At 46.9% G+C, this 18,020-nt stretch carries 16 protein-coding genes; 3 read left to right on the plus strand and 13 right to left on the minus strand.

Annotated elements, in window-relative coordinates; translation table 11 throughout:
• Positions 1–5: 5 nt before the first annotated feature.
• Complete coding sequence (locus tag WBG78_RS21820; RefSeq protein WP_337328617.1) at positions 6–1,427, minus strand: glycoside hydrolase family 140 protein; 1,422 nt, start codon at positions 1,425–1,427, stop codon at positions 6–8.
• Between the two features lie 199 nt (positions 1,428–1,626).
• On the opposite strand from WBG78_RS21820, the gene WBG78_RS21825 reads away from it, so the two are divergent.
• Positions 1,627–2,019, plus strand: coding sequence for a DoxX family protein (locus WBG78_RS21825; RefSeq protein ID WP_337328618.1), 393 nt, complete (start codon positions 1,627–1,629; stop codon positions 2,017–2,019).
• Here WBG78_RS21825 and WBG78_RS21830 read toward each other — a convergent pair.
• The gene (locus WBG78_RS21830) at positions 1,982–2,173 is read right to left on the minus strand and encodes a hypothetical protein (protein ID WP_337328619.1); all 192 of its coding nucleotides are present in this window, start codon (positions 2,171–2,173) and stop codon (positions 1,982–1,984) included. The two genes, WBG78_RS21825 and WBG78_RS21830, sit on opposite strands and share 38 nt — an antisense overlap.
• Before the next feature lie 340 nt (positions 2,174–2,513).
• On the opposite strand from WBG78_RS21830, the gene WBG78_RS21835 reads away from it, so the two are divergent.
• Positions 2,514–2,987, plus strand: a complete 474-nt coding sequence (locus WBG78_RS21835) for a hypothetical protein (protein ID WP_337328620.1) — start codon at positions 2,514–2,516, stop codon at positions 2,985–2,987.
• A gap of 115 nt (positions 2,988–3,102) precedes the next feature.
• On the opposite strand, the gene WBG78_RS21840 is transcribed toward WBG78_RS21835, so the two are convergent.
• The 7 genes from WBG78_RS21840 to WBG78_RS21870 all read right to left on the minus strand — a co-directional run bounded on the left by WBG78_RS21840 (position 3,103) and on the right by WBG78_RS21870 (position 12,339).
• Complete coding sequence (locus WBG78_RS21840; protein ID WP_337328621.1) at positions 3,103–4,065, minus strand: DUF4097 family beta strand repeat-containing protein; 963 nt, start codon at positions 4,063–4,065, stop codon at positions 3,103–3,105.
• 104 nt (positions 4,066–4,169) lie between these two features.
• A complete protein-coding gene (locus tag WBG78_RS21845; protein WP_337328622.1) occupies positions 4,170–6,194 on the minus strand; it encodes a sensor histidine kinase in 2,025 nt (674 codons plus the stop codon).
• An 8-nt stretch (positions 6,195–6,202) separates the two neighbouring features.
• Positions 6,203–7,813, minus strand: a complete 1,611-nt coding sequence (locus WBG78_RS21850; protein ID WP_337328623.1) for a tetratricopeptide repeat protein — start codon at positions 7,811–7,813, stop codon at positions 6,203–6,205.
• Positions 7,810–8,742 (minus strand): PorP/SprF family type IX secretion system membrane protein, encoded by a 933-nt coding sequence (locus tag WBG78_RS21855; RefSeq protein WP_337328624.1) that lies wholly within the window; start codon positions 8,740–8,742, stop codon positions 7,810–7,812. Before WBG78_RS21855 ends, WBG78_RS21850 begins: the two co-directional genes overlap by 4 nt.
• Entirely contained in the window at positions 8,739–10,424 is a 1,686-nt protein-coding gene (locus WBG78_RS21860) for an HYR domain-containing protein (protein WP_337328625.1), read from the minus strand. The genes WBG78_RS21855 and WBG78_RS21860 overlap by 4 nt, the downstream gene beginning before the upstream one ends.
• A 123-nt stretch (positions 10,425–10,547) precedes the next feature.
• Positions 10,548–11,882, minus strand: coding sequence for an amidohydrolase family protein (locus WBG78_RS21865; RefSeq protein WP_337328626.1), 1,335 nt, complete (start codon positions 11,880–11,882; stop codon positions 10,548–10,550).
• A gap of 115 nt (positions 11,883–11,997) precedes the next feature.
• Positions 11,998–12,339, minus strand: a complete 342-nt coding sequence (locus WBG78_RS21870; protein WP_337328627.1) for a hypothetical protein — start codon at positions 12,337–12,339, stop codon at positions 11,998–12,000.
• Positions 12,340–12,730: 391 nt separating this feature from the next.
• Here WBG78_RS21870 and WBG78_RS21875 point away from each other — a divergent pair, with 391 nt between their 5' ends.
• Complete coding sequence (locus tag WBG78_RS21875; RefSeq protein ID WP_337328628.1) at positions 12,731–14,701, plus strand: DUF3857 domain-containing protein; 1,971 nt, start codon at positions 12,731–12,733, stop codon at positions 14,699–14,701.
• A gap of 39 nt (positions 14,702–14,740) precedes the next feature.
• On the opposite strand, the gene WBG78_RS21880 is transcribed toward WBG78_RS21875, so the two are convergent.
• The 4 genes from WBG78_RS21880 to WBG78_RS21895 all read right to left on the minus strand — a co-directional run bounded on the left by WBG78_RS21880 (position 14,741) and on the right by WBG78_RS21895 (position 17,965).
• Positions 14,741–14,896 (minus strand): Arc family DNA-binding protein, encoded by a 156-nt coding sequence (locus WBG78_RS21880; RefSeq protein WP_337328629.1) that lies wholly within the window; start codon positions 14,894–14,896, stop codon positions 14,741–14,743.
• A gap of 119 nt (positions 14,897–15,015) precedes the next feature.
• Positions 15,016–15,864: an SPFH domain-containing protein gene (locus WBG78_RS21885; RefSeq protein WP_337328630.1), complete on the minus strand. Its 849-nt coding sequence runs from the start codon at positions 15,862–15,864 to the stop codon at positions 15,016–15,018.
• A gap of 308 nt (positions 15,865–16,172) precedes the next feature.
• Positions 16,173–16,904, minus strand: a complete 732-nt coding sequence (locus tag WBG78_RS21890) for a LytR/AlgR family response regulator transcription factor (RefSeq protein WP_337328631.1) — start codon at positions 16,902–16,904, stop codon at positions 16,173–16,175.
• Positions 16,901–17,965: a sensor histidine kinase gene (locus WBG78_RS21895; protein WP_337328632.1), complete on the minus strand. Its 1,065-nt coding sequence runs from the start codon at positions 17,963–17,965 to the stop codon at positions 16,901–16,903. Before WBG78_RS21895 ends, WBG78_RS21890 begins: the two co-directional genes overlap by 4 nt.
• Positions 17,966–18,020 lie beyond the last annotated feature (55 nt).

An 18,020-nucleotide genomic window follows, 5' to 3' on the forward strand; every position in this document is an offset into this window, starting at 1 on the left:
AAGGTTCATTTCTTCTTATAAGAAGAGAATGCCGCTGAATTTGAATCAGCATCCTCTAATATCAATATCCAGTCGTTCTCTGCACCTGACGAAGGCGGCGTAAACTTCATTGAAGATGACTTCGTTAAAGTGGCACTGACAGTGACCTCGCCGTTTCGCGGATTATACCAATACGCTTTTGTGCGCTTACCAGTGAGCTGAGTAGCATTGACGGATATCTCTTTCCCCACCGGAAGGTAAATCATAGCGTATTTCTTTGACGCAGCACGAAACGCTTCAGCGTGATCTTTCTTACTGTTCCCCTGCCCTGCAATTATTATCGACAGGTCTCTTTCCCGACCGGAGGCAGGATAAGATTCCATCAGATATTTTAAGTACTTCACCTGCCTGGCGCCTGGTCTGTCGAGCGCATTAACCCATCCCCTATCTGCATAGTTTCCCACTTCTTCCCGCTCGTTAAGAAATTGCCAAACGGCGTGGTGCCCATACGTTACGCCGGCCGCTCCCGCGAACACGGACCGATATAATTGCTTACGTACATCATAGTCTCTGAAGTAACCGCTGTCAGGCTCCCATTTGGGCCAGGGGTGTGCCGGGTGGTCTTCATAGTTGGGCTCTGCATCCAGCGTTGGTTTTTTCGGCGTAAGCTTCAAATCCGTTGCTACAAATTCCCACGTTGGAGCATCATGTTCACCATGGCTTGACTGAATCATATTGAAGTCAAGCCACTCTGTATTATTAAACCACGCAGAAGACGACCGATAACCCGAGGGATGATAGGTGATCAAACGATCCTTTCCTGTACCTGAGATAATGCCTTCGGCCATAGCACCCCATACGCTCCGAAAATCACCTTCCTCTCTTACGGCAGCAACGTCACCACCGAGTATCCACACAATGTTTGGAAACTGCGCATATCGTCTGGCCATCCAGTTGCCAAAGAACCGGGCTTTCGCCTCATCAAATATTATAGGGTCGGCGCCATAACCCGGAACGCGAACAACCTTGTCGCCCCAGGTCACCACCAAACCGATCACAAGTTGTCTGTCAAGAGCAAGCTTTACTATCGTGTCCAGTCTGGTAAAGTAAGCTTCATTCGGCTTCAAGGGGTCACGGTTATGCAGTGGCTGCTCGCCGTACCTGTTTTTCCGTTCCAGGGATTCAAGGGAAAGCCCCGTGATCTGGATGACATTAAAACCCTTCTCCGCACGATCATCGAGGTAATGGATGGCCTCTTCTGTTGTGAGACGGTTCAATAACTCCCACCCGGTATCACCCAACCAAAAGAAGGGAGTGCCGTCGCGGTATTGAAATCCGGTCTTGTCGGGTGTTACATGTAACCGACCGTGCTTCCATGTTGTTTGTGCCTGAATCGAGCCGGGAAATAATACTGCGATCGCCAGTACTATAGACAAATGTATCTTCATATGAGAATAGAGGAGCCGAACGGAAATATACGACGCTTCCGCTACCCATTACAACTAGTCGCATTCTACCTCTGAGAATGTCGGATCCGCCCATACCACACAGCACCCGATTTTATAACTTTGATTCACTATGCAACGGGCATAGAAAAAAATGCTTAACAGCACAAATCAAATTCATCTGAAATAAACTTCCTCTCATATGAAAACGACCAAAATTCTCTACTGGATCTTCACCGCTCTGTTCGCTGCTTTCATGATTTTCTCGGCAATTCCCAATATTATGGTAAACCAGCAGTCCATAGAGATTTTCACAAGTCTGGGCTATCCCAAATATCTTATCAGTTTAATGGGCTGGCTGAAGTTGCTTGGTTCGATTGTTATTCTGGTGCCTGGATTTCCACGCATAAAGGAGTGGGCGTATGCGGGCCTCTTCTTCGATCTCTTTGGCGCGACCTATTCGGCAATTACAGTGTCAGGATTTGTGCCTCCCATGTTGTTCATGGTCGTACCGTTTGCGTTGGAAGCGTTGAGCTACATCTATTACCACAAACTGCTTAGTGTTCCTTCTTCGCTTCCTCGATCTCACGCCTGATTGCCCAGCGCAGATCTTTTAGATTGTAGTGTGAAATAAGGTGGTCGATGCGATGAACAACATATTGAAAATCATCGCCAAACTCTTTCTTCACTTGCTGAAGAAGGTAGTCTTTAATGCCCTTGTCAAGTAGCGAACGTCCGAGCTGATCCATAGTTGTTGTATGAAAAAATCACCAAAAAATACGCTAATAAGCATGGTACTGTAAATATCGTGCCTCTGTAAAAAAGTTCCATTGCGCAACCAATGGCCACATCATTGACAATCCGCTGAGGCGAATAAACCACAATGGCTCCACAGGACGAGACAAGCGTCATGAACGTGGAACGTACGTCACACCGCTAATACATCTTTGTAGAAAAATCCAACAGAAATTGCTGCATTGACCAGCATAAAGCCCAAAGAACACGATTGAAGTCGCGTTGGCACGGTATTCATTCATGATATGACAACTGAATCTTTAAACTTTAACTTAAAATTTAAACAGAAGTATCATGAAAAAGATAGTATTGATGATGGCAGGTGCACTGTGTTTGGGTGCGGCTGCATATGCACAAGAGCCTGCACAACAACAAGCGAAAGACTCGACATCGTTTAGGCCTTCACAACCTGCTGAACAAACTCAGCAGCCTCAAACTGATCCAAGTCAAACGCCGACTGATCCGAGCCAAACGCCTCAGACACCGCAGCCTCAAGCTCAACAGCAACCTACTGAACCGGCTCAACAGCCTTCTCAGTCCGCAACTGTTCCTGCATATCGTAAGGACATGACTCAAATCCAACCAGGCGATGTACCAACAGGTCTTCGTTCAACACTGGATCGTCCTCAATTTAAAGGATGGGAAAATGGAGCAGTCTACTCCAATACCGATAAGTCAGTGTTCATCGTTGAAATCAAGGATGAAGTAGAAGGCCGCCTCAAAGCATATCGATTTGATGCTAATGGAAAGCCAATCACGGATAACTAGTACGCCTGGTATTAGTAAAAAAAGAGGCTGTCTTAACCGACAGCCTCTTTTTTTCTTTCATAACAGCGACGGCACAATTCATCCCCCTATAATATTCTCAGGTAAGTTAGATAACTCAGTTGTACACCAGCCTCACGTTGCCGGATGTAGAAAGATTTACATGAATTCCTCCACCATTTGACTTTCCCTGTACATGCTTCTCATCAGAACGACCGGAAAAATTCGTTAAGGGAACGTCGATTGATTCGCCTTTAATATCCAGATCGAGACCAAGGTTAGCTGGCACAGATATACTGATGTTGCCGTCGCTCGTATGCGCACTCAACTCCTTTGTAAGTCGCTGAATGTTGCCCTTTATATTACCATCCGAAGTACTTGCCGTTAATGCTCCATCCAGGTCCTGAAAATTGATGTCACCATCCGACGTTTTTGCTTTTACGTCACCCTTTGCCTTCGTAATGGTTATGTTGCCGTCGCTTGTAGTGGCCGTTGCTCCCGCGGTTACTTCGTTCACCTTGATGTCGCCATCGCTTGTTTTAAGCTCAACTGCGCCACCCACATGCTTAGCTTCAATATTTCCATCGGATGTAGACGCCCATACAGATCCCTGAATGTTCTCAATGTGAATGTTTCCATCGCTGGTACGCATCTTTTGATCACGTGACAGCCCGGTAATGCTGATGTTGCCATCGGAAGTACGTAAGTCGCAGGTTGTTCCTTTTGGGGTTTGCACGCGGAAACTCACCGTAACACGGTCTTTCCAGTCCATAATGCCATGACTGTTTGGATACTTTACAACGATATTGAGTGAATTATCGGTTTTCTCAACGGTCAGTTCAAGCTCCTTTTCAAGCGCAGCACGGTTCATGCTCAACACCTTATTCTGCTTCTTCACAATAAAGAAGACATCAGTGTTGGGTCCTTCAATATTCACGACTTCTATGTCGCCGTCCGAAGAAGAAATTGCCACCTGCGGTGAGGATGAGAGAGTATAGCTTTCTTTGAAAGAAAATCGGGCATCCTGTGCCAAAGCACCTGTCGCGATTAGTAGTGAGCCGATGTAGGCTAATAGTTTCATGTTCAGGCTGGTTTTAAGGAAAGAGACGCGTTTGAGGTATCGGGAGTTGCATCCCGGCCCAAATTATCTCAGTTTTACCGTAAAAATAGCCTTAACCTGCTGTTCTAGGCAGGCAGCGCCTCCAATTCCCGTGTATTATTAAGGCGATTAATGGCCGAAGTCACCTTGCTGTTGATTGGAATGGTGACCGAGAACCTGGTAAAAGATCCCGCAACGGTCTCAACGTCAATTTTGCCATTTAAGGTTTGCACCGACTTCATAACAATATACAATCCCAGCCCATTGCCTTTGGAATGCTCATGGCCCACAAAGAACATCGTCCACAACTTAATACGCGTTTCGTCATCAATGCCCACACCGTTGTCGTAAACACTCAGGAATAGGTTATTCTCTTCCACACTGGCCATGACCTGAATTTTCGGACGTCGCCCCCGGGTGAGCGTACTAAAGAACAGCGCATTCTCGATCAGATTGTACAAAATGATTTCAATCAGATCAGGATAAGAATAGAAATGTACGCTTGCGTCGTTGTCCACGAGCACTTCAATGTTGTGCTCGGTAATCGATCTGCTGAATACATTGCAGATCTTTTTGATCATAGCCGGCAGTAGAACAGGAGAATAATTGCTTGGCTGATTGACTTCGCTGATCATCTTCAGCTTCTTCAGCAAGCCATCCATTTTGATGGCGGTGTTTGAAATCTTATTTACAAGCTCATCGTCGCCATTCGCATCATGCATAGCAAGATTACACAACCCAATGATCGTACATATTGGTGCACGCAGGTCATGAGATGCCCGATAAAGAAAGATATCCATTTCTTTATACGCTTCCACCAGCTGCCTCGATCGTTCAAATACAAGTACTTCAAGGTTTTCATTGATGCGCTGTATTTCATCGTTGGCTCTGACAAGGCTTTTCTTCTGTGTCATCACGCGATTACGCAACAGCATAGACCAAATAAGAAGCGCCCCAAAAAGGGTAAGTGTTGTAACCGCCAGTAAGATCTTCGTACGAAACTCCTGCTGTTCTTCGAGGCGGCGAATCTCACTTGCGCTGAGTTTGTCCTGAAGATCTTTAATATCGGAAAACGAGGCCTTAAGTGAGCGAAGTATGATCCTGTAGTCTGATATGTTCTTATAGAACTTATCTTCGTTTCGTCTTAGAACCTCCTCAAGCGTACCAAGATCATTCAATAAATTCTCACGCTCTGTCGCGCTTAATGCCGAGGTACCTCCGGTTAACTTTTTGTTAATCACCTGGATCTTGTCGTCGAACTCCTGCCGGAATTCATCCATCATAGAACTTTCAAACTTCGCCTGCTCGAGGAGGTTCTCTACGTCGTTCTTCACAAACGATGAATCTGAAATGCGGCTCACAAATTCGTTTTGCCGCGTGCGGGGTTGCAGTTCTCCTATCAACTCATGAAACCTTTCGTCGATACGTTTTCGGGTAGCTTCATCCAGATCAGACATGTTTTGGGCCTTCAGCATCGAATAGAATACAGTGAGTGATTCAATCGAGTCAAGACTTGCAGTATTGAACGTGCCTGAAGGAGCAATACCGTCGCGTTTGCCCGGCTGTTTTTGGGGCTCTACTAAAAGTACCTTTCCGGTTGAACTGCTTATCAGACGCGTTACTTTGTAACCTTCTATAGCGAACTGAGCGTTTGACGTGAGCTGCTCATCCAGTGCTATAGGTAATTCAATACTTCCTGCGGCATCAGTTGTGAGCTTTACATTCTTACGACCGAAGTATTCGATTGCTACTCCTGCCAGCGGTCTCTTGTTTGCCGTTTGTACCGCGAGCTTGATAATCTGATATGGTTTCGGCCGAATGATTATTTCCAGCGTTCCTTTTGAAAAATTCCACGACTCGACCTCCCATTCCTGCTTGCTTAGCCTGATAGATTTTGGAGGCAGTGAACTTTTTGGCACCTCATAAAACGTCGCCTTCTTATCTGCCAATGGAATGAAGTCGCCATCGTTGATCGAGATGCTGAGATTTGAGGCAGCATTCATCTGCTGATCAAAGGCCTTGATCTGTATCATGCTCGTTTCCTGAGCAAGAAGCGAAGTTGCGCTTCCAACCAGTGAGCAAAAAAACAGCAATGCTACGTTCCGACCCATAAACAGTTTTAGTAATCCTTCTTGAAACTATTCTTCACCACTACCAATTCGAATCTGTTCTCGCCATAGCGGGTTTTCCCAAGGTCAAGGCTAACGATAGCCTGATCGCCATCAGTTGAGCCTGTAACCTTTATCCTGTACTGACTGAAATAAGGAATTGTAAGATTGAATTCGCCTTTTGCATCAGACACAGCGCGCGCAACAACAGTACCCTTGAGGTTGTCTATTAGTTCGAGCTCTGCGAGAGGATAAACAGTCAGCGTTTCAGATTCACGCCAGTTCTCTTCTTTATATTTCAGTACCCCTGCGATCGTGAATGGATAAGTCTGCAGATCTATAGTCACCTCGTAGATATCGTCGCCGCCATTTCTGTTTGACGTGAGATAACCCTTTGATCTGTCGGCATTCAGGCTCAAAGCAAAGTCATCAAAGTTCGTATTTACAGGATACCCCATGTTTTGAACTTCTCCGATGGCCCGATCGCTCATCATCACGCTGAATACATCGAAGCCTCCAAGCCCCGGGAGACCATTGGATGAAAAGCTCAACGAGTTCCCGCTGATAGATGGAAATGCCTCATCACCTACAGTGTTTATTTCATTTCCGAGATTCTTAGGTTTGCTCCACGCCTTTCCATCAAATGTCGATTGATAGAGATCAAGACCTCCTTGTCCACCCCCCATGTCTGAAGAGAGATAAAGTACTTTTCCGTCCTCCCGAACAGTAACAGACGTAATCGAATAGTTCGCTCCATTGAAATCAAAGGCACGAGAGAATTGCCATCCGTCCGGGCCTTTAACAGCAAAGAACAATTGCAACGGACGCTTTCCTTTCAATTGATGATCAGCATTGCTGGCTATAAAAGCCATCTGTCGCTCATTGTCAAAAAATGAAACCGGCCCTAACTGATAGCGGGCCTGAAGTTTTTCAAAGAATGAAACCGGTTCTCCATAATGAACGATGATTCCAGTTGAGTCAGTCTTCATCGTTGACTGATACCAGCGAAAGAATGGACTGTTGCCTTCATCCACATTCTTTATTACCGACGGGCGGGCACGATTTGAAAGAAACACAAATCCATTTTCATAGGGGACCGCGGCGATATCCGCAGACGGTTTGTTGCAATCCAACCGTTTGATGGTGTAGTGCAGAGAGTCTTCCAGAAGGTAGTTTCTATTCTTGATCTGCCAGATCTTTTTCATGACCATGGGATCGTTGTCCGAAAGCTTTTCGTACTGCTTATAGTAATTGACGGCCTGGTCGTACTTCTTTTGTGAGGCAAGTGCCTCTGCATACAGGAGCACATCATTTGCAGGCAGCTCAGATTCAATTGTCAGATACTTTTCATACCATGTGGAAGCTTCCACCGGTTCGTGCAGATAATAATGAGCGCGCGCGAGCGCCAGATAGTACTTTGAGTTGGGAGCACGATCGGCCATCGATTCATACAGACGCGCAGCCTGACGATAACGTTTTGAGGCAAACAACTCAGACGCTTTCCGATTGTCCGACTTCATGATACTAAACACCGTCTCCTGACCGAAAGTGGTAATCACAGCAGTCATCTGAAGTGAAGTGCTGAAACACAAAGCGGTCAATATCGTCCACGTCAGTTTCATCTCGGCGAATCCACGTTTTCGTGTGAAAACTTGAACAGGTAACTGACACTGATCTCATGCGTGCCCTTGCTGGCGTTTACTACGTCTCCGGTAACATGATCATAGGAATATCCAAACTGTAACTGTCGGGTAAGTTGAGCGCGCAGCAGAAAATCAACAGACTCCTTATTACGATAGGAAAGGCCGAGCGTGAGCGCGTCACGAATTACAAGGCAGGTGTTAATGTCAAATGATATCGGTGCACCAGGATAATACTTAAGCAAAATGCTTGGTTCGAGTCTCAGATTGTCGCCAATAAGAAAATCGTACTTCGAGTACAGCAGATAGTTAACACGCTTCCACTTTATGGTAAGGGTATCATTCAATGACGTCGTTTGAGGAAGGACCGATGGCATGGACAATCCAAGATGAAAGTGCTTGCTGCGGTAGTAAGCACCCATGCCCATCATCAGCGAGGTCGATGACATGCCAGCTCCTGCCAGTTGTGGATCAAGTGCAGACCCGCTGCTTAAGGACACATAGTTGGAACGTGCGATCGACAGGCCCGTCTGCATACCAAATGACAAAGTTGCTTCTTTGGACACAGGCAGGTGGTATGCCACCATGCCCCGCAGGTCCTGATTCTTATGGACACCGATCTTGTCGTTCACAAATGAAAGACCCACACCAATCCTTTGCCTCTGAAACAGGCCGTTTGCATACAGGCCCTGCGTTACCGGTGCGCCGTCCACCGAAACCCATTGACTGCGGTTTAGCAGCGTGAGCTTGAGTGCTTCATCAGATCCCGCATAAGCTGGATTGATGACGATGGGATTAAACATGTATTGTGTAAACTGTGCGCCTTGTTGTGCCCTTGACTCTGAAACAGATAAGGCTGTACATGCACACAGCAGGCTGAACCAAAGTCGATATGAAATCATGGCCCTCATCTCAATACTTCGATAAAGCCCCTGGTTTCACTACTCTCCGCTCCGGACCGAACCGTTATCGTATAAAAATATGTTCCGGAAGGAACAACGCTGCCCTGAGTGTTGCGTCCACGCCAGACTTTCGTCTCGTTGTCGTAGCCTGATTCCGAATACACTACGCTCCCCCATCGGTCGACGACGGTAACTTTATTCTCCTTGTACAGTTCTATATTTCCGATGATCCAGCCGTCATTAATGGCGTTGCCATCTGGTGTCAGAAGTTTCGCAATGTCCAGCTTGGTGTGCTCCTGTTTGACAGTGACGACGAAGCTGCACGTCGAGCTGTTTCCTGAAACGTCCTTCGCCGTATAGGCCACCGTTGTAACTCCCAAAGGGAATTGATCTCCGGGCTTATACGTCGATGAAAGTTCAGGAGTTGAGCAGACGTCAGTTGCTACCGGAGGTATCCACGAATAGCGAACACCGCCCGTCGCGGTCGTTGAAATTGTGGTATCTGAAGGACAGCTGCTAAAAAGCGGAGCCGTTTTATCCTTAATCAACACATTGAAAGTACAAACCGCCGTATTGCCAGCTGCGTCCTTTGCTGTGTACGTAACGACGTTGGCACCGGCATTGAACGTATCGCCCGGTTTGCTCGATGAAGTGACAGTGACGGCAGTGCATCCATCTGTAAACTTAGGCGGTGTCCACGTCGCCGTTGCAGTACACCCGGTGGCCACCTGAACGGTGATATCGCCGGGACATTCACTTACGACTGGTGGAGTGGTGTCTTTTACAGTGACCGTAAATTGTGACGTCGCAGTGTTTCCAGAGACATCCTTTGCTGTGTAAGTCACCGTGGTCGCACCGATAGAAAACACGGAGCCGGAGGTATGTGTCGATGTTACTGTTGCACCCGAGCAGTTATCGGTAAACACCGGCGCTGTCCAGGTTGCAGTAGCCTTACAATCATTTCCCGCGTTTACCACGACATCCGGTGTTGTCGCTGTAACTGTAGGTGGCGTACCGTCGGTGACGGTAACTTTAAATGTGCATGTCGAGGTGAGGTTGGCGGAATTTTTCGCAGTGTAAGTCACTTGCGTGACACCCAGCGGAAACGTAGCTCCGGAAGCGTGCGACCCCGTAATTGAAACTACATCACACGCGGGAGCAGTAGGCTCAGTCCAGGTAGCCTTAGCGTTGCATCCCGTTGTTGTTGAAATAGCAATATCCTGCGGGCATCCGAATATTTCGGGGGGCGACACTGATCCGGAATTAGATGTGCAGCATAGGGTTCCACCGTTCTTGCTTTCAGCCGAGACGATTGTAAACAAACCGAAATATGTAAAGGGATCGAACGCAAGTGTACAGTTTACTTTGATGGTGGCATTTACGACGAGGCCGTTCAGCCAAACGTAGGCGAAGTTTCCGGAGAAGACGCCGGCGCCACGGCCATTCACTGTGAAAGTCTGACCAGGAAAGACCCAATCGTTGAATAGCGCGTTTGCGGAAGCATCATTAACCCGGACCACAGCCGGGAATACGCCATGATATCGCAGTGTCAGTGAACTTATGCCACCACTACAGGGGCTACAGGTCCCAGGTGCCGGGCAACATCCCTGGCCGCGAAGCTCGATGGAAAGCAATAGCAGGCAGCCCAGGAAAAAGGATCCTTTTGCAAGGGAAAAAAGCAGCCTGAACATTGATATCTGGGACAAAAGTAGGGATCAATTTAGCCCCGTTATCACAAGTAAGCCAGACCGTTAGACGACGATTCCGCAGCATTGGTCGAACATGTAAGAGACGCGTACCTTTTGCCCCAGCCTTCAATTTCCCGAAGAGAAAACCGCGTTTCCGCCTACAAAAACGGCGTTGATCTTGCGCGTATTCCGGATGTCCTGCAATGGATCTGCATCAAGAATCAGAAAATCTGCCCAGTTTCCGGTCCCGATAACGCCCAGGTTCTTAAGTCCAAGGTATTCTGCAGCATTTTTCGATGCAGCCACTATGATTTGCATCGGCGTCAGCCCTGATTCCTGCATCATTTCCATTTCCAGATGCTCAAAGTACCCCATGAACCGCGTAGGTACCCCGCTATCTGTCCCGAATACCACAGGCACTCCTCCATCCGCCAATAGTTTGAGGTTTGATTTAGCTACTGCAAGTTGCGTCTTGTAAGTCATTGCAGACTTGCTTTCCTGTATCTGCTTTTGACGCGACGCATCCTTCAATGGCGCAACGGTTGCGCTATCGTACACTTGCCTAAAAAAGGGATCTGCAAAAAATGCCGGAGCACTTGCATAAACAAACGTCGACAACTCCCTCGTTAGAGTAGGACAATAAGGAATTCTCTTCGAGGCCAGCAACTGAACGAAATCACCGGGGACATTCGTGTCGCGAATACTGTGTGCAAGCATGTCTGCACCGGCCGCTACAAGTTTTTGCGCATCATCGAGGTAATACATGTGTGCAGCCAATCTGAAACCCAGCTCATGCGACCTTGATATGACCGCTTTATAAATGTCCTCAGACATCTTTGGTGAAGCGCCGAGATTGTCGTCTACTCTTATCTTCATGATGTCAACACCCATGTGGGCATTGCTGTCAACAACTGCGGCAGCAGCAGAAGGCGTAGCGCCATTTATGACTGCACCGGCTATGAACAAGCGCGCGTGCGCAGACTGTGCCGAATCGTTCACCTGCCGTACTGACTCGGCCGCTTTTTGATCACCCCCTAAGCTCACGACAGTAGTCACACCGTAACGCGAATAAATTTCCAGATTGTCCAGCACGTTCTCTTTCGAGTAGTGACCCCCTTCAATACCTTTGGTCTCACCGACGTGCCCATGTCCATTAATGATACCAGGCATTATGAACTTCCCGGACAAGTCCCGGGTGGTAGCTCCGGCCGGTATCGTGGTCGATGCAGCACTTCCTATCATTTCAAATTTTCCATCTTTGATTACCAGAATCCCGTCTTTTATCGGCTCAGCCCCCGAACCATCGATAATCGTTGCCCCTACAAAGGCAATAATTTCACTACTCTGAACATCATCGTTCTTTCGAGTACAGGAAAATAATATTGATACAAAAGCAGCACCTGTAAGGACATTCGATGTTTGTCTAACCAGCGTGCGGGAAATTTTCAGTAAGTATAACATGCGAGAAGATAGACACTCTGGCATGGAAAACAAAAGAGGCGGCTGTCAGCCGCCTCTTTACGATCATCTTGCTTTTCCTGAAATGAATGCAGGAACTAGCATGATTCGCGAAAGCCTATTTATCTTTCTCTTTCAGAACATTACCCTGTTCATCGAACTTAACTTTCTTGGTATCCGATCCATTCTTCAGTTCGACAGCATACATGGTCTTTCCATCTTTTTCCTTTTTGAAAGCTTTGGACACCATCCAGCCGGAATAGTCCTGGCCTTTTAGCTTGTCCTGAATGGCTGCGGGAAGTTCCGTAGCAGATATAGCGTCCTTATCAGAATATTCGCTCTTTGGTTCTTGTTGTGCCGGAGTTTGATAACGATCGCTTTGAGTGGCAGTCGAATCCTGCGCCTGCAGGAATGCTATTGATCCCACTGAAAGCACACATACTAATGCTAGCTTTTTCATAATGATTTTAATTTGATGATGTTATTCATTTTTAATAGCGGTACATGATCACTTACTATCAATCATCGTCGTCCTGAACAGACGTCAGTGGTTTTAGCTTTGAAGTCATTAACCGCAGGATCAATTCTGATCCTTACCATAAGACATTAACAATCATGCCGCCTGGGAAAAGAATCGCTTTCATTTGCGTTTGAGCCAGAATAAGGGCCTTTTTAGCGTGCCAGAGCCTCGCACTGACGTGGAAATTTGGGTACACAGTGGGTAGGGTTGCAGAGGTTTACGGCCAACGGCCCGCATAGTGCACAATGGCCGAAAGCCCTGACGGTTACCGCATTTCGTGAAGTTGTATTAAATGCGCTAAATTACTTTAAACTGTTACCCCCTAAATCCGATGAGATTGGTATCGGCCGTCTTTCTGTGCGTCCTTGCCGGACAGCTAATGGCCCAAAATAATGGATTCCCCTTTGGCAAAGTTACTTACAATGATTTAGGATTATCGGTTTATCCCAAGGACACGTCTGCTTACGCAGTGGTTCTTAGAGAATTTGGCGAGGCGTACATAGACGAGGGGCGCGACAACAATCTGATCTTCGAGTATCACACCGTAATCAAAATCCTGAAAAAAGAAGGACTGAAGCTCGCCGATGTTACTATTGATCTGCGGCATCAGGACCAATCGAAAGAGTTCATTCGCACGACCCGGGCATCAAGTTACAACGTTGAGAATGGAAGCTTAAGAGATACATCCCTGGATCCGAAATCGGTTCACACAGTAAAAGTGAACAACTATTGGGACCAGACCAAGTTTGCAATCCCCAACGTCAGAGTAGGATCCGTCATTGAAATCTCTTATGCACTGGAATCACCGTTCATATTCAATTTCAGAAACTGGGAGTTCCAGTCAGATATTCCAAAGATGAAGAGTGAGTACTGGGCAACGATTCCAGGAAACTATCTTTACAATATTTCACTCCGGGGGTACCTGAAGCTTACAAAAAATGAAAACGTACTCATTAAAGATTGCTTCAGGCCAGGAGGAAGTGCCTCTGCCGACTGCTCCAGATACAAGTGGGTAATGGACAATGTGCCCGCCTTCATTGAGGAGGACTACATGACAGCGAAATCCAATTTCATTTCAATGATCAACTTCGAGCTTTCTGAAATCGTTTACTTCGATGGCCGGAAAGACCGTGTAACGAAAGAATGGAAAGATGCTGACCAGGAACTCAAGTCAAGCGACCTTTTTGGTGTACAATTGAAACGCGGTAAATCCATAGTCGACGGGCACATCGATGCCTTGCTCAAGAATGAAACTGATCCTCTGATCAAAGCGCAAAAGATATACTCGTTCATTCAGGGTTGGTACCAATGGGATGATGTGCTGGGGAAATACAGTGAACTAGGGATTAAGAAAGCATTTGACGCCAGAACAGGCAACGTTGGCGATATCAATTTATCTCTTGTAGCCGCACTGCGTTATGCAGAGATTGAAGCAGATCCTTTGCTTTTGTCAACGCGGGCCAACGGTCTCCCTACTGACATTCATCCTGTGCTCAGTGATTTCAATTATGTAATCGCAAAGGTAAACATTGGTGACAAGGAGTATTTGCTCGATGCGACTGACGATTTTCTGCCGTTTGGAACAATTCCGGAGCGATGCCTCAATGGAAAAGGTCGCGTGTTCGGAGATAAAGCCTCGTATTGGTATGACATTAAAACTGCAGTTAAGGCACGGAAGAGATCGCTGGTAAATCTAAAGCTTAATCCCGACGGAGTAATCAAAGGCAGCATTGAACAGGTTTATACTGGCTATGATGCCATCGACGAACGCAAAGAAATTTTTGTATCGGGTTCTGAGGAAAACTATTACAAGAAACTAAAATCAGATTACAAGGGTATCGAGTTCACTGGCTACACGGTAGATAATCCAGAGGACCTAAGTAAACCGGTTAGCGTAAAACTCGACTTCGAATTGACGTGCTTTGACGATCCGAAAACAACGAACTTCCTGTTCAATCCATTCCTATTCGATCGCATAACACGAAACCCATTCCGCTCGGACGAAAGATTGTATCCTGTTGATTTCGCTTCAGCCATAGAAAGGACTGTAGTTCTGACACTCGAGTATCCTCAGGATTTTCAGCTTTCTGAGCTACCCAACAAGGTGGGCATAACGTTGCCTAATGGGTCGGCGAAATATGGATACGAGGTAAAGGACGACGGCAATAAGCTTACCGTCCAAAGCTTTCTTACTATAGGGAAGCCAGTATTTACATCAACAGAATATCATTATCTCAAGGAGCTTTACGCGCAGATTGTTTCCAACCAGCAATCCGACATGCTATTCAAGAAGAAATCGTAGACTTGCAAAAAGCTTCTGTTTATCTGTGCCGTAAGCGGCTTACTTCTTTTTGTATCTGCCCGTACGCTTGAGCGCCTGTGCGACTATCCATTCAAGCTGACCATTCGTACTTCTGAATTCGTCCGCTGCCCACTTCTCAACTGCTTTCATCACATCGGCATCTAACCTCAGTACAAAAGGTTTTTTGTCCGCCATCCTATAAGTCTTTTGAGATCAATTCTCTTACGCTTAGTTCTGCATTTAATGTTTACCGTGTCTGCTTTTCAATTCTTTCATACTTCTCTCTCCTGCTTCGGCCCGAAAAGTATGATGTCCTACTGATGCAGCGTACCGGTATTAACCACAGGCGTTGCGTCTCTGTCGGAACAAAGCACAACCATCAAATTGCTAACCATGGCCGCTTTACGTTCCTCGTCCAGCTCCACTATGTTTTGCTTTGCAAGATGATCAAGCGCCATCTGCACCATGGTTACGGCACCCTCAACGATCTTAAAGCGTGCCGACACAACTGCTGTCGCCTGCTGACGACGCAGCATTGCGCTTGCAATTTCAGGGGCGTAGGCCAGATAGCCAATACGCGCTTCAATCACCCGAATACCCGCTATCGTTAGCCTGTTACTAAGGTTGTCTTCCAAAGCACTGTTAACTTCATCGTGACCCGACCGGAGAGTGACTTCACTGTCGTCGTCGAAATTGTCGTATGCGTACTGACCGGCAAGTTTTCTCACGGCGGAATCACTCTGCACTTTTACGAAGTTCTCATAGTTATCAACATCGAAAGCCGCCTTGAAGGTGTCTTCCACATGCCATACAAGGATCACCCCGATCTGTATGGGATTACCCACTTTATCGTTCACCTTAATTTTCTCGCTATCAAAATTGCGCGCCCGCAGCGATATATGCCGGCGGCTGAACAATGGATTAACCCAAAAGAATCCGTTGTCTTTAACAGTTCCCTGGTAGTCGCCAAACATGGTCAACACCATAGATGAGTTGGGATTAAGAAAGAAGAACCCACGCACCAGGAAAACACCAATGGCGAGAATCACCATCGCTACTCCCTGTGACGCAGTTCCTATAGCAATAGCCACGAAAAACAGGGCAACCAAAGCGCCAATCATAACATAACCCGATAACGGGGAAATCTTTTTCTCGGCAAGCATACAGATGATATTAAAATGATATCATAAATATATCACTCACCAGTGAACAAAACAAACCCTCACGAATAATTCCGTTGAAGTAGGGTTGCGTATCTTCAGGTCGAATGAACGCAGAATTGCCAGCCGATATACGTTCAGACAAAGCCTGGGAAAGCCGGTACAAAGCCTGGAAAAACCGGTAAAGAGCCGGTAGAAAGCCGGTTGCGAGCCGGTAGAACACCTAATGACAGTACGTTGACTGTTGGTTGACAGCCGGTTGACAGGATTAGAAATTTCAATAAACCGTTGGGGACGAAGTCATGATAAGATCACGGCGTGCGGTGATCCACAAAGTTTCTTACCACATCCTTGTATTGCTCGCCGATGGGTACTGTTGTGTCGCCTATCTGCAGCGAGGTTCGTGTAATCGAAGAGATTTGATTGAGTCCTGCGATATAAGACCTGTGCACGCGCATGAAGCTGTGTGTTGGGAGCTTTTCTTCAAGTGCCTTCAGCGAAGTAAGCGTTAACAACGGACGTGACGCCCCCTTTAAGAAAATTTTCGTATAGTCTTTCAGCCCGACGATGTAGAGAATATCCTTGAAATCCACACGTACGAGACTGTAGTCGACCTTTACGAAAAGGTGATCTATCGACGCAACGTGCTCCATACTGGCCGATTTCAGCTGCACCTGCCGCAGGGCCCGGTTCGCGGCGCGCAGAAATTCCTCATAGCTGAATGGCTTCAGTAAAAAATCGATGGCGTTCACCCTGAATCCATCTATAGCAAAGTGATCAAATGCCGTGGTGAACACTATCATCGGAGGATTCTGAACCACCTGCTGATTAAGCATAGTTGCCAGCTCCAGTCCATTGGTGTGGGGCATTTCGATATCAAGAAAAAGCAGATCAACCGGATTTGCGTGCAAGGCTGCAAGGCCGTCAGCTACCCTGTCACTGCCTCCTGTATAGTGTAGAAAGGGAGTACGTACAATAAAATTCCTGGTAAGCTCGAGCGCGTGTGGCTCGTCGTCGATGGCGAAGCAGGTCAGCGTTGTCATAGGGCGATTTCAAGCGTCACAACGTACGTATTGTCATTATCGTTTCTTCCGTGCTTCAAATGATGCTTGTCGGGATATAACAGGGCCAGGCGGCGCGAGGTATTGGCTATACCAACCTTGCTCTTATGCGCGTCATCCACCGACTTTGTTATATAGTTGCTCACCAGTAGTTGAAGATGAGAAAATGTCTGACGAATTACAATGCGGATATTATGATGCTCGTCGGAGCCGGAACCATATTTAAATGCATTCTCAATAAATGGCAGCAGCAACATCGGAGCAACCGTTGCACCATTCTTTAGTTCATGAATCTCCAACGCTACAGATTCGGGTGTTCTCAGGCGGAGTTTCATCAGATCGACATAATCCCTGATAAACGAAACCTCGGAAGATATCGGTGTAAGTCCCTCTTCGTTCTTGTTCAGGGCGTAGCGCATCATCCGCGACAATCTCAGCAGCGACTCACGTGAATGTTCGACATTCGTGTACGTGAGTGAATAAATTGTGTTGAGAGTATTGAAGAAAAAATGGGGATTGATCTGCGACCGCAGAAAAAGGAGCTCTGCGTTAATATTCTGTTTTTCTGATTGCTCTTTCAGGTAAGTGTTAAGCCTGTAATAACCGACGAGCGTGACACTCGCGGAAAGGGCAATAACCATAACTGTAAGAAAGAACACGAAAAGATCGAACGACAGTGTTTTGTGTTTATCCGCTACTCCCCATGCCCGGCTTAACATCCTTGGCAGATCGGTGTACAGGTCAAAACCTCTGCTGGCTACCTGCATCAGCAGCACGATCAAAATGACCACCAGCGTATACTGAACATGCTTGCTATTGATCAGCAGCCGTGGCACCAGCACACGGGCGTTCAACAGGTAAATACCAGCCAGCAAAGTGTAGTGCATCACCTGCTTAACCCAGAATTCACGGGGGATATCGATCGACCATGTCAGAACCGGATGGATGAACAGTATGAATCCAAACAGTGCCCACGCCAGGACCTGAACTATGACACCAATGTTGTCTCTAACCAAGAGACTGGCCGCGTCGCGGTTAGACATGCTGGATATGCTTGGAGAATATTCCAAAGGTAACTATTACTTACTCAGTTACTCT

The organism is Chryseolinea sp. T2 (genome assembly GCF_037203685.1).
Classification (GTDB): domain Bacteria; phylum Bacteroidota; class Bacteroidia; order Cytophagales; family Cyclobacteriaceae; genus Chryseolinea.

Bases quoted from the DNA above. Each gene is read 5' to 3' on its own strand.
- WBG78_RS21820 (WP_337328617.1), bottom strand. From the start codon at position 1,427: ATGAAGATACATTTGTCTATAGTACTGGCGATCGCAGTATTATTTCCC.
- WBG78_RS21825 (WP_337328618.1), top strand. From the start codon at position 1,627: ATGAAAACGACCAAAATTCTCTACTGGATCTTCACCGCTCTGTTCGCT.
- WBG78_RS21830 (WP_337328619.1), bottom strand. From the start codon at position 2,173: ATGGATCAGCTCGGACGTTCGCTACTTGACAAGGGCATTAAAGACTAC.
- WBG78_RS21835 (WP_337328620.1), top strand. From the start codon at position 2,514: ATGAAAAAGATAGTATTGATGATGGCAGGTGCACTGTGTTTGGGTGCG.
- WBG78_RS21840 (WP_337328621.1), bottom strand. From the start codon at position 4,065: ATGAAACTATTAGCCTACATCGGCTCACTACTAATCGCGACAGGTGCT.
- WBG78_RS21845 (WP_337328622.1), bottom strand. From the start codon at position 6,194: ATGGGTCGGAACGTAGCATTGCTGTTTTTTTGCTCACTGGTTGGAAGC.
- WBG78_RS21850 (WP_337328623.1), bottom strand. From the start codon at position 7,813: ATGAAACTGACGTGGACGATATTGACCGCTTTGTGTTTCAGCACTTCA.
- WBG78_RS21855 (WP_337328624.1), bottom strand. From the start codon at position 8,742: ATGAGGGCCATGATTTCATATCGACTTTGGTTCAGCCTGCTGTGTGCA.
- WBG78_RS21860 (WP_337328625.1), bottom strand. From the start codon at position 10,424: ATGTTCAGGCTGCTTTTTTCCCTTGCAAAAGGATCCTTTTTCCTGGGC.
- WBG78_RS21865 (WP_337328626.1), bottom strand. From the start codon at position 11,882: ATGTTATACTTACTGAAAATTTCCCGCACGCTGGTTAGACAAACATCG.
- WBG78_RS21870 (WP_337328627.1), bottom strand. From the start codon at position 12,339: ATGAAAAAGCTAGCATTAGTATGTGTGCTTTCAGTGGGATCAATAGCA.
- WBG78_RS21875 (WP_337328628.1), top strand. From the start codon at position 12,731: ATGAGATTGGTATCGGCCGTCTTTCTGTGCGTCCTTGCCGGACAGCTA.
- WBG78_RS21880 (WP_337328629.1), bottom strand. From the start codon at position 14,896: ATGGCGGACAAAAAACCTTTTGTACTGAGGTTAGATGCCGATGTGATG.
- WBG78_RS21885 (WP_337328630.1), bottom strand. From the start codon at position 15,864: ATGCTTGCCGAGAAAAAGATTTCCCCGTTATCGGGTTATGTTATGATT.
- WBG78_RS21890 (WP_337328631.1), bottom strand. From the start codon at position 16,904: ATGACAACGCTGACCTGCTTCGCCATCGACGACGAGCCACACGCGCTC.
- WBG78_RS21895 (WP_337328632.1), bottom strand. From the start codon at position 17,965: ATGTCTAACCGCGACGCGGCCAGTCTCTTGGTTAGAGACAACATTGGT.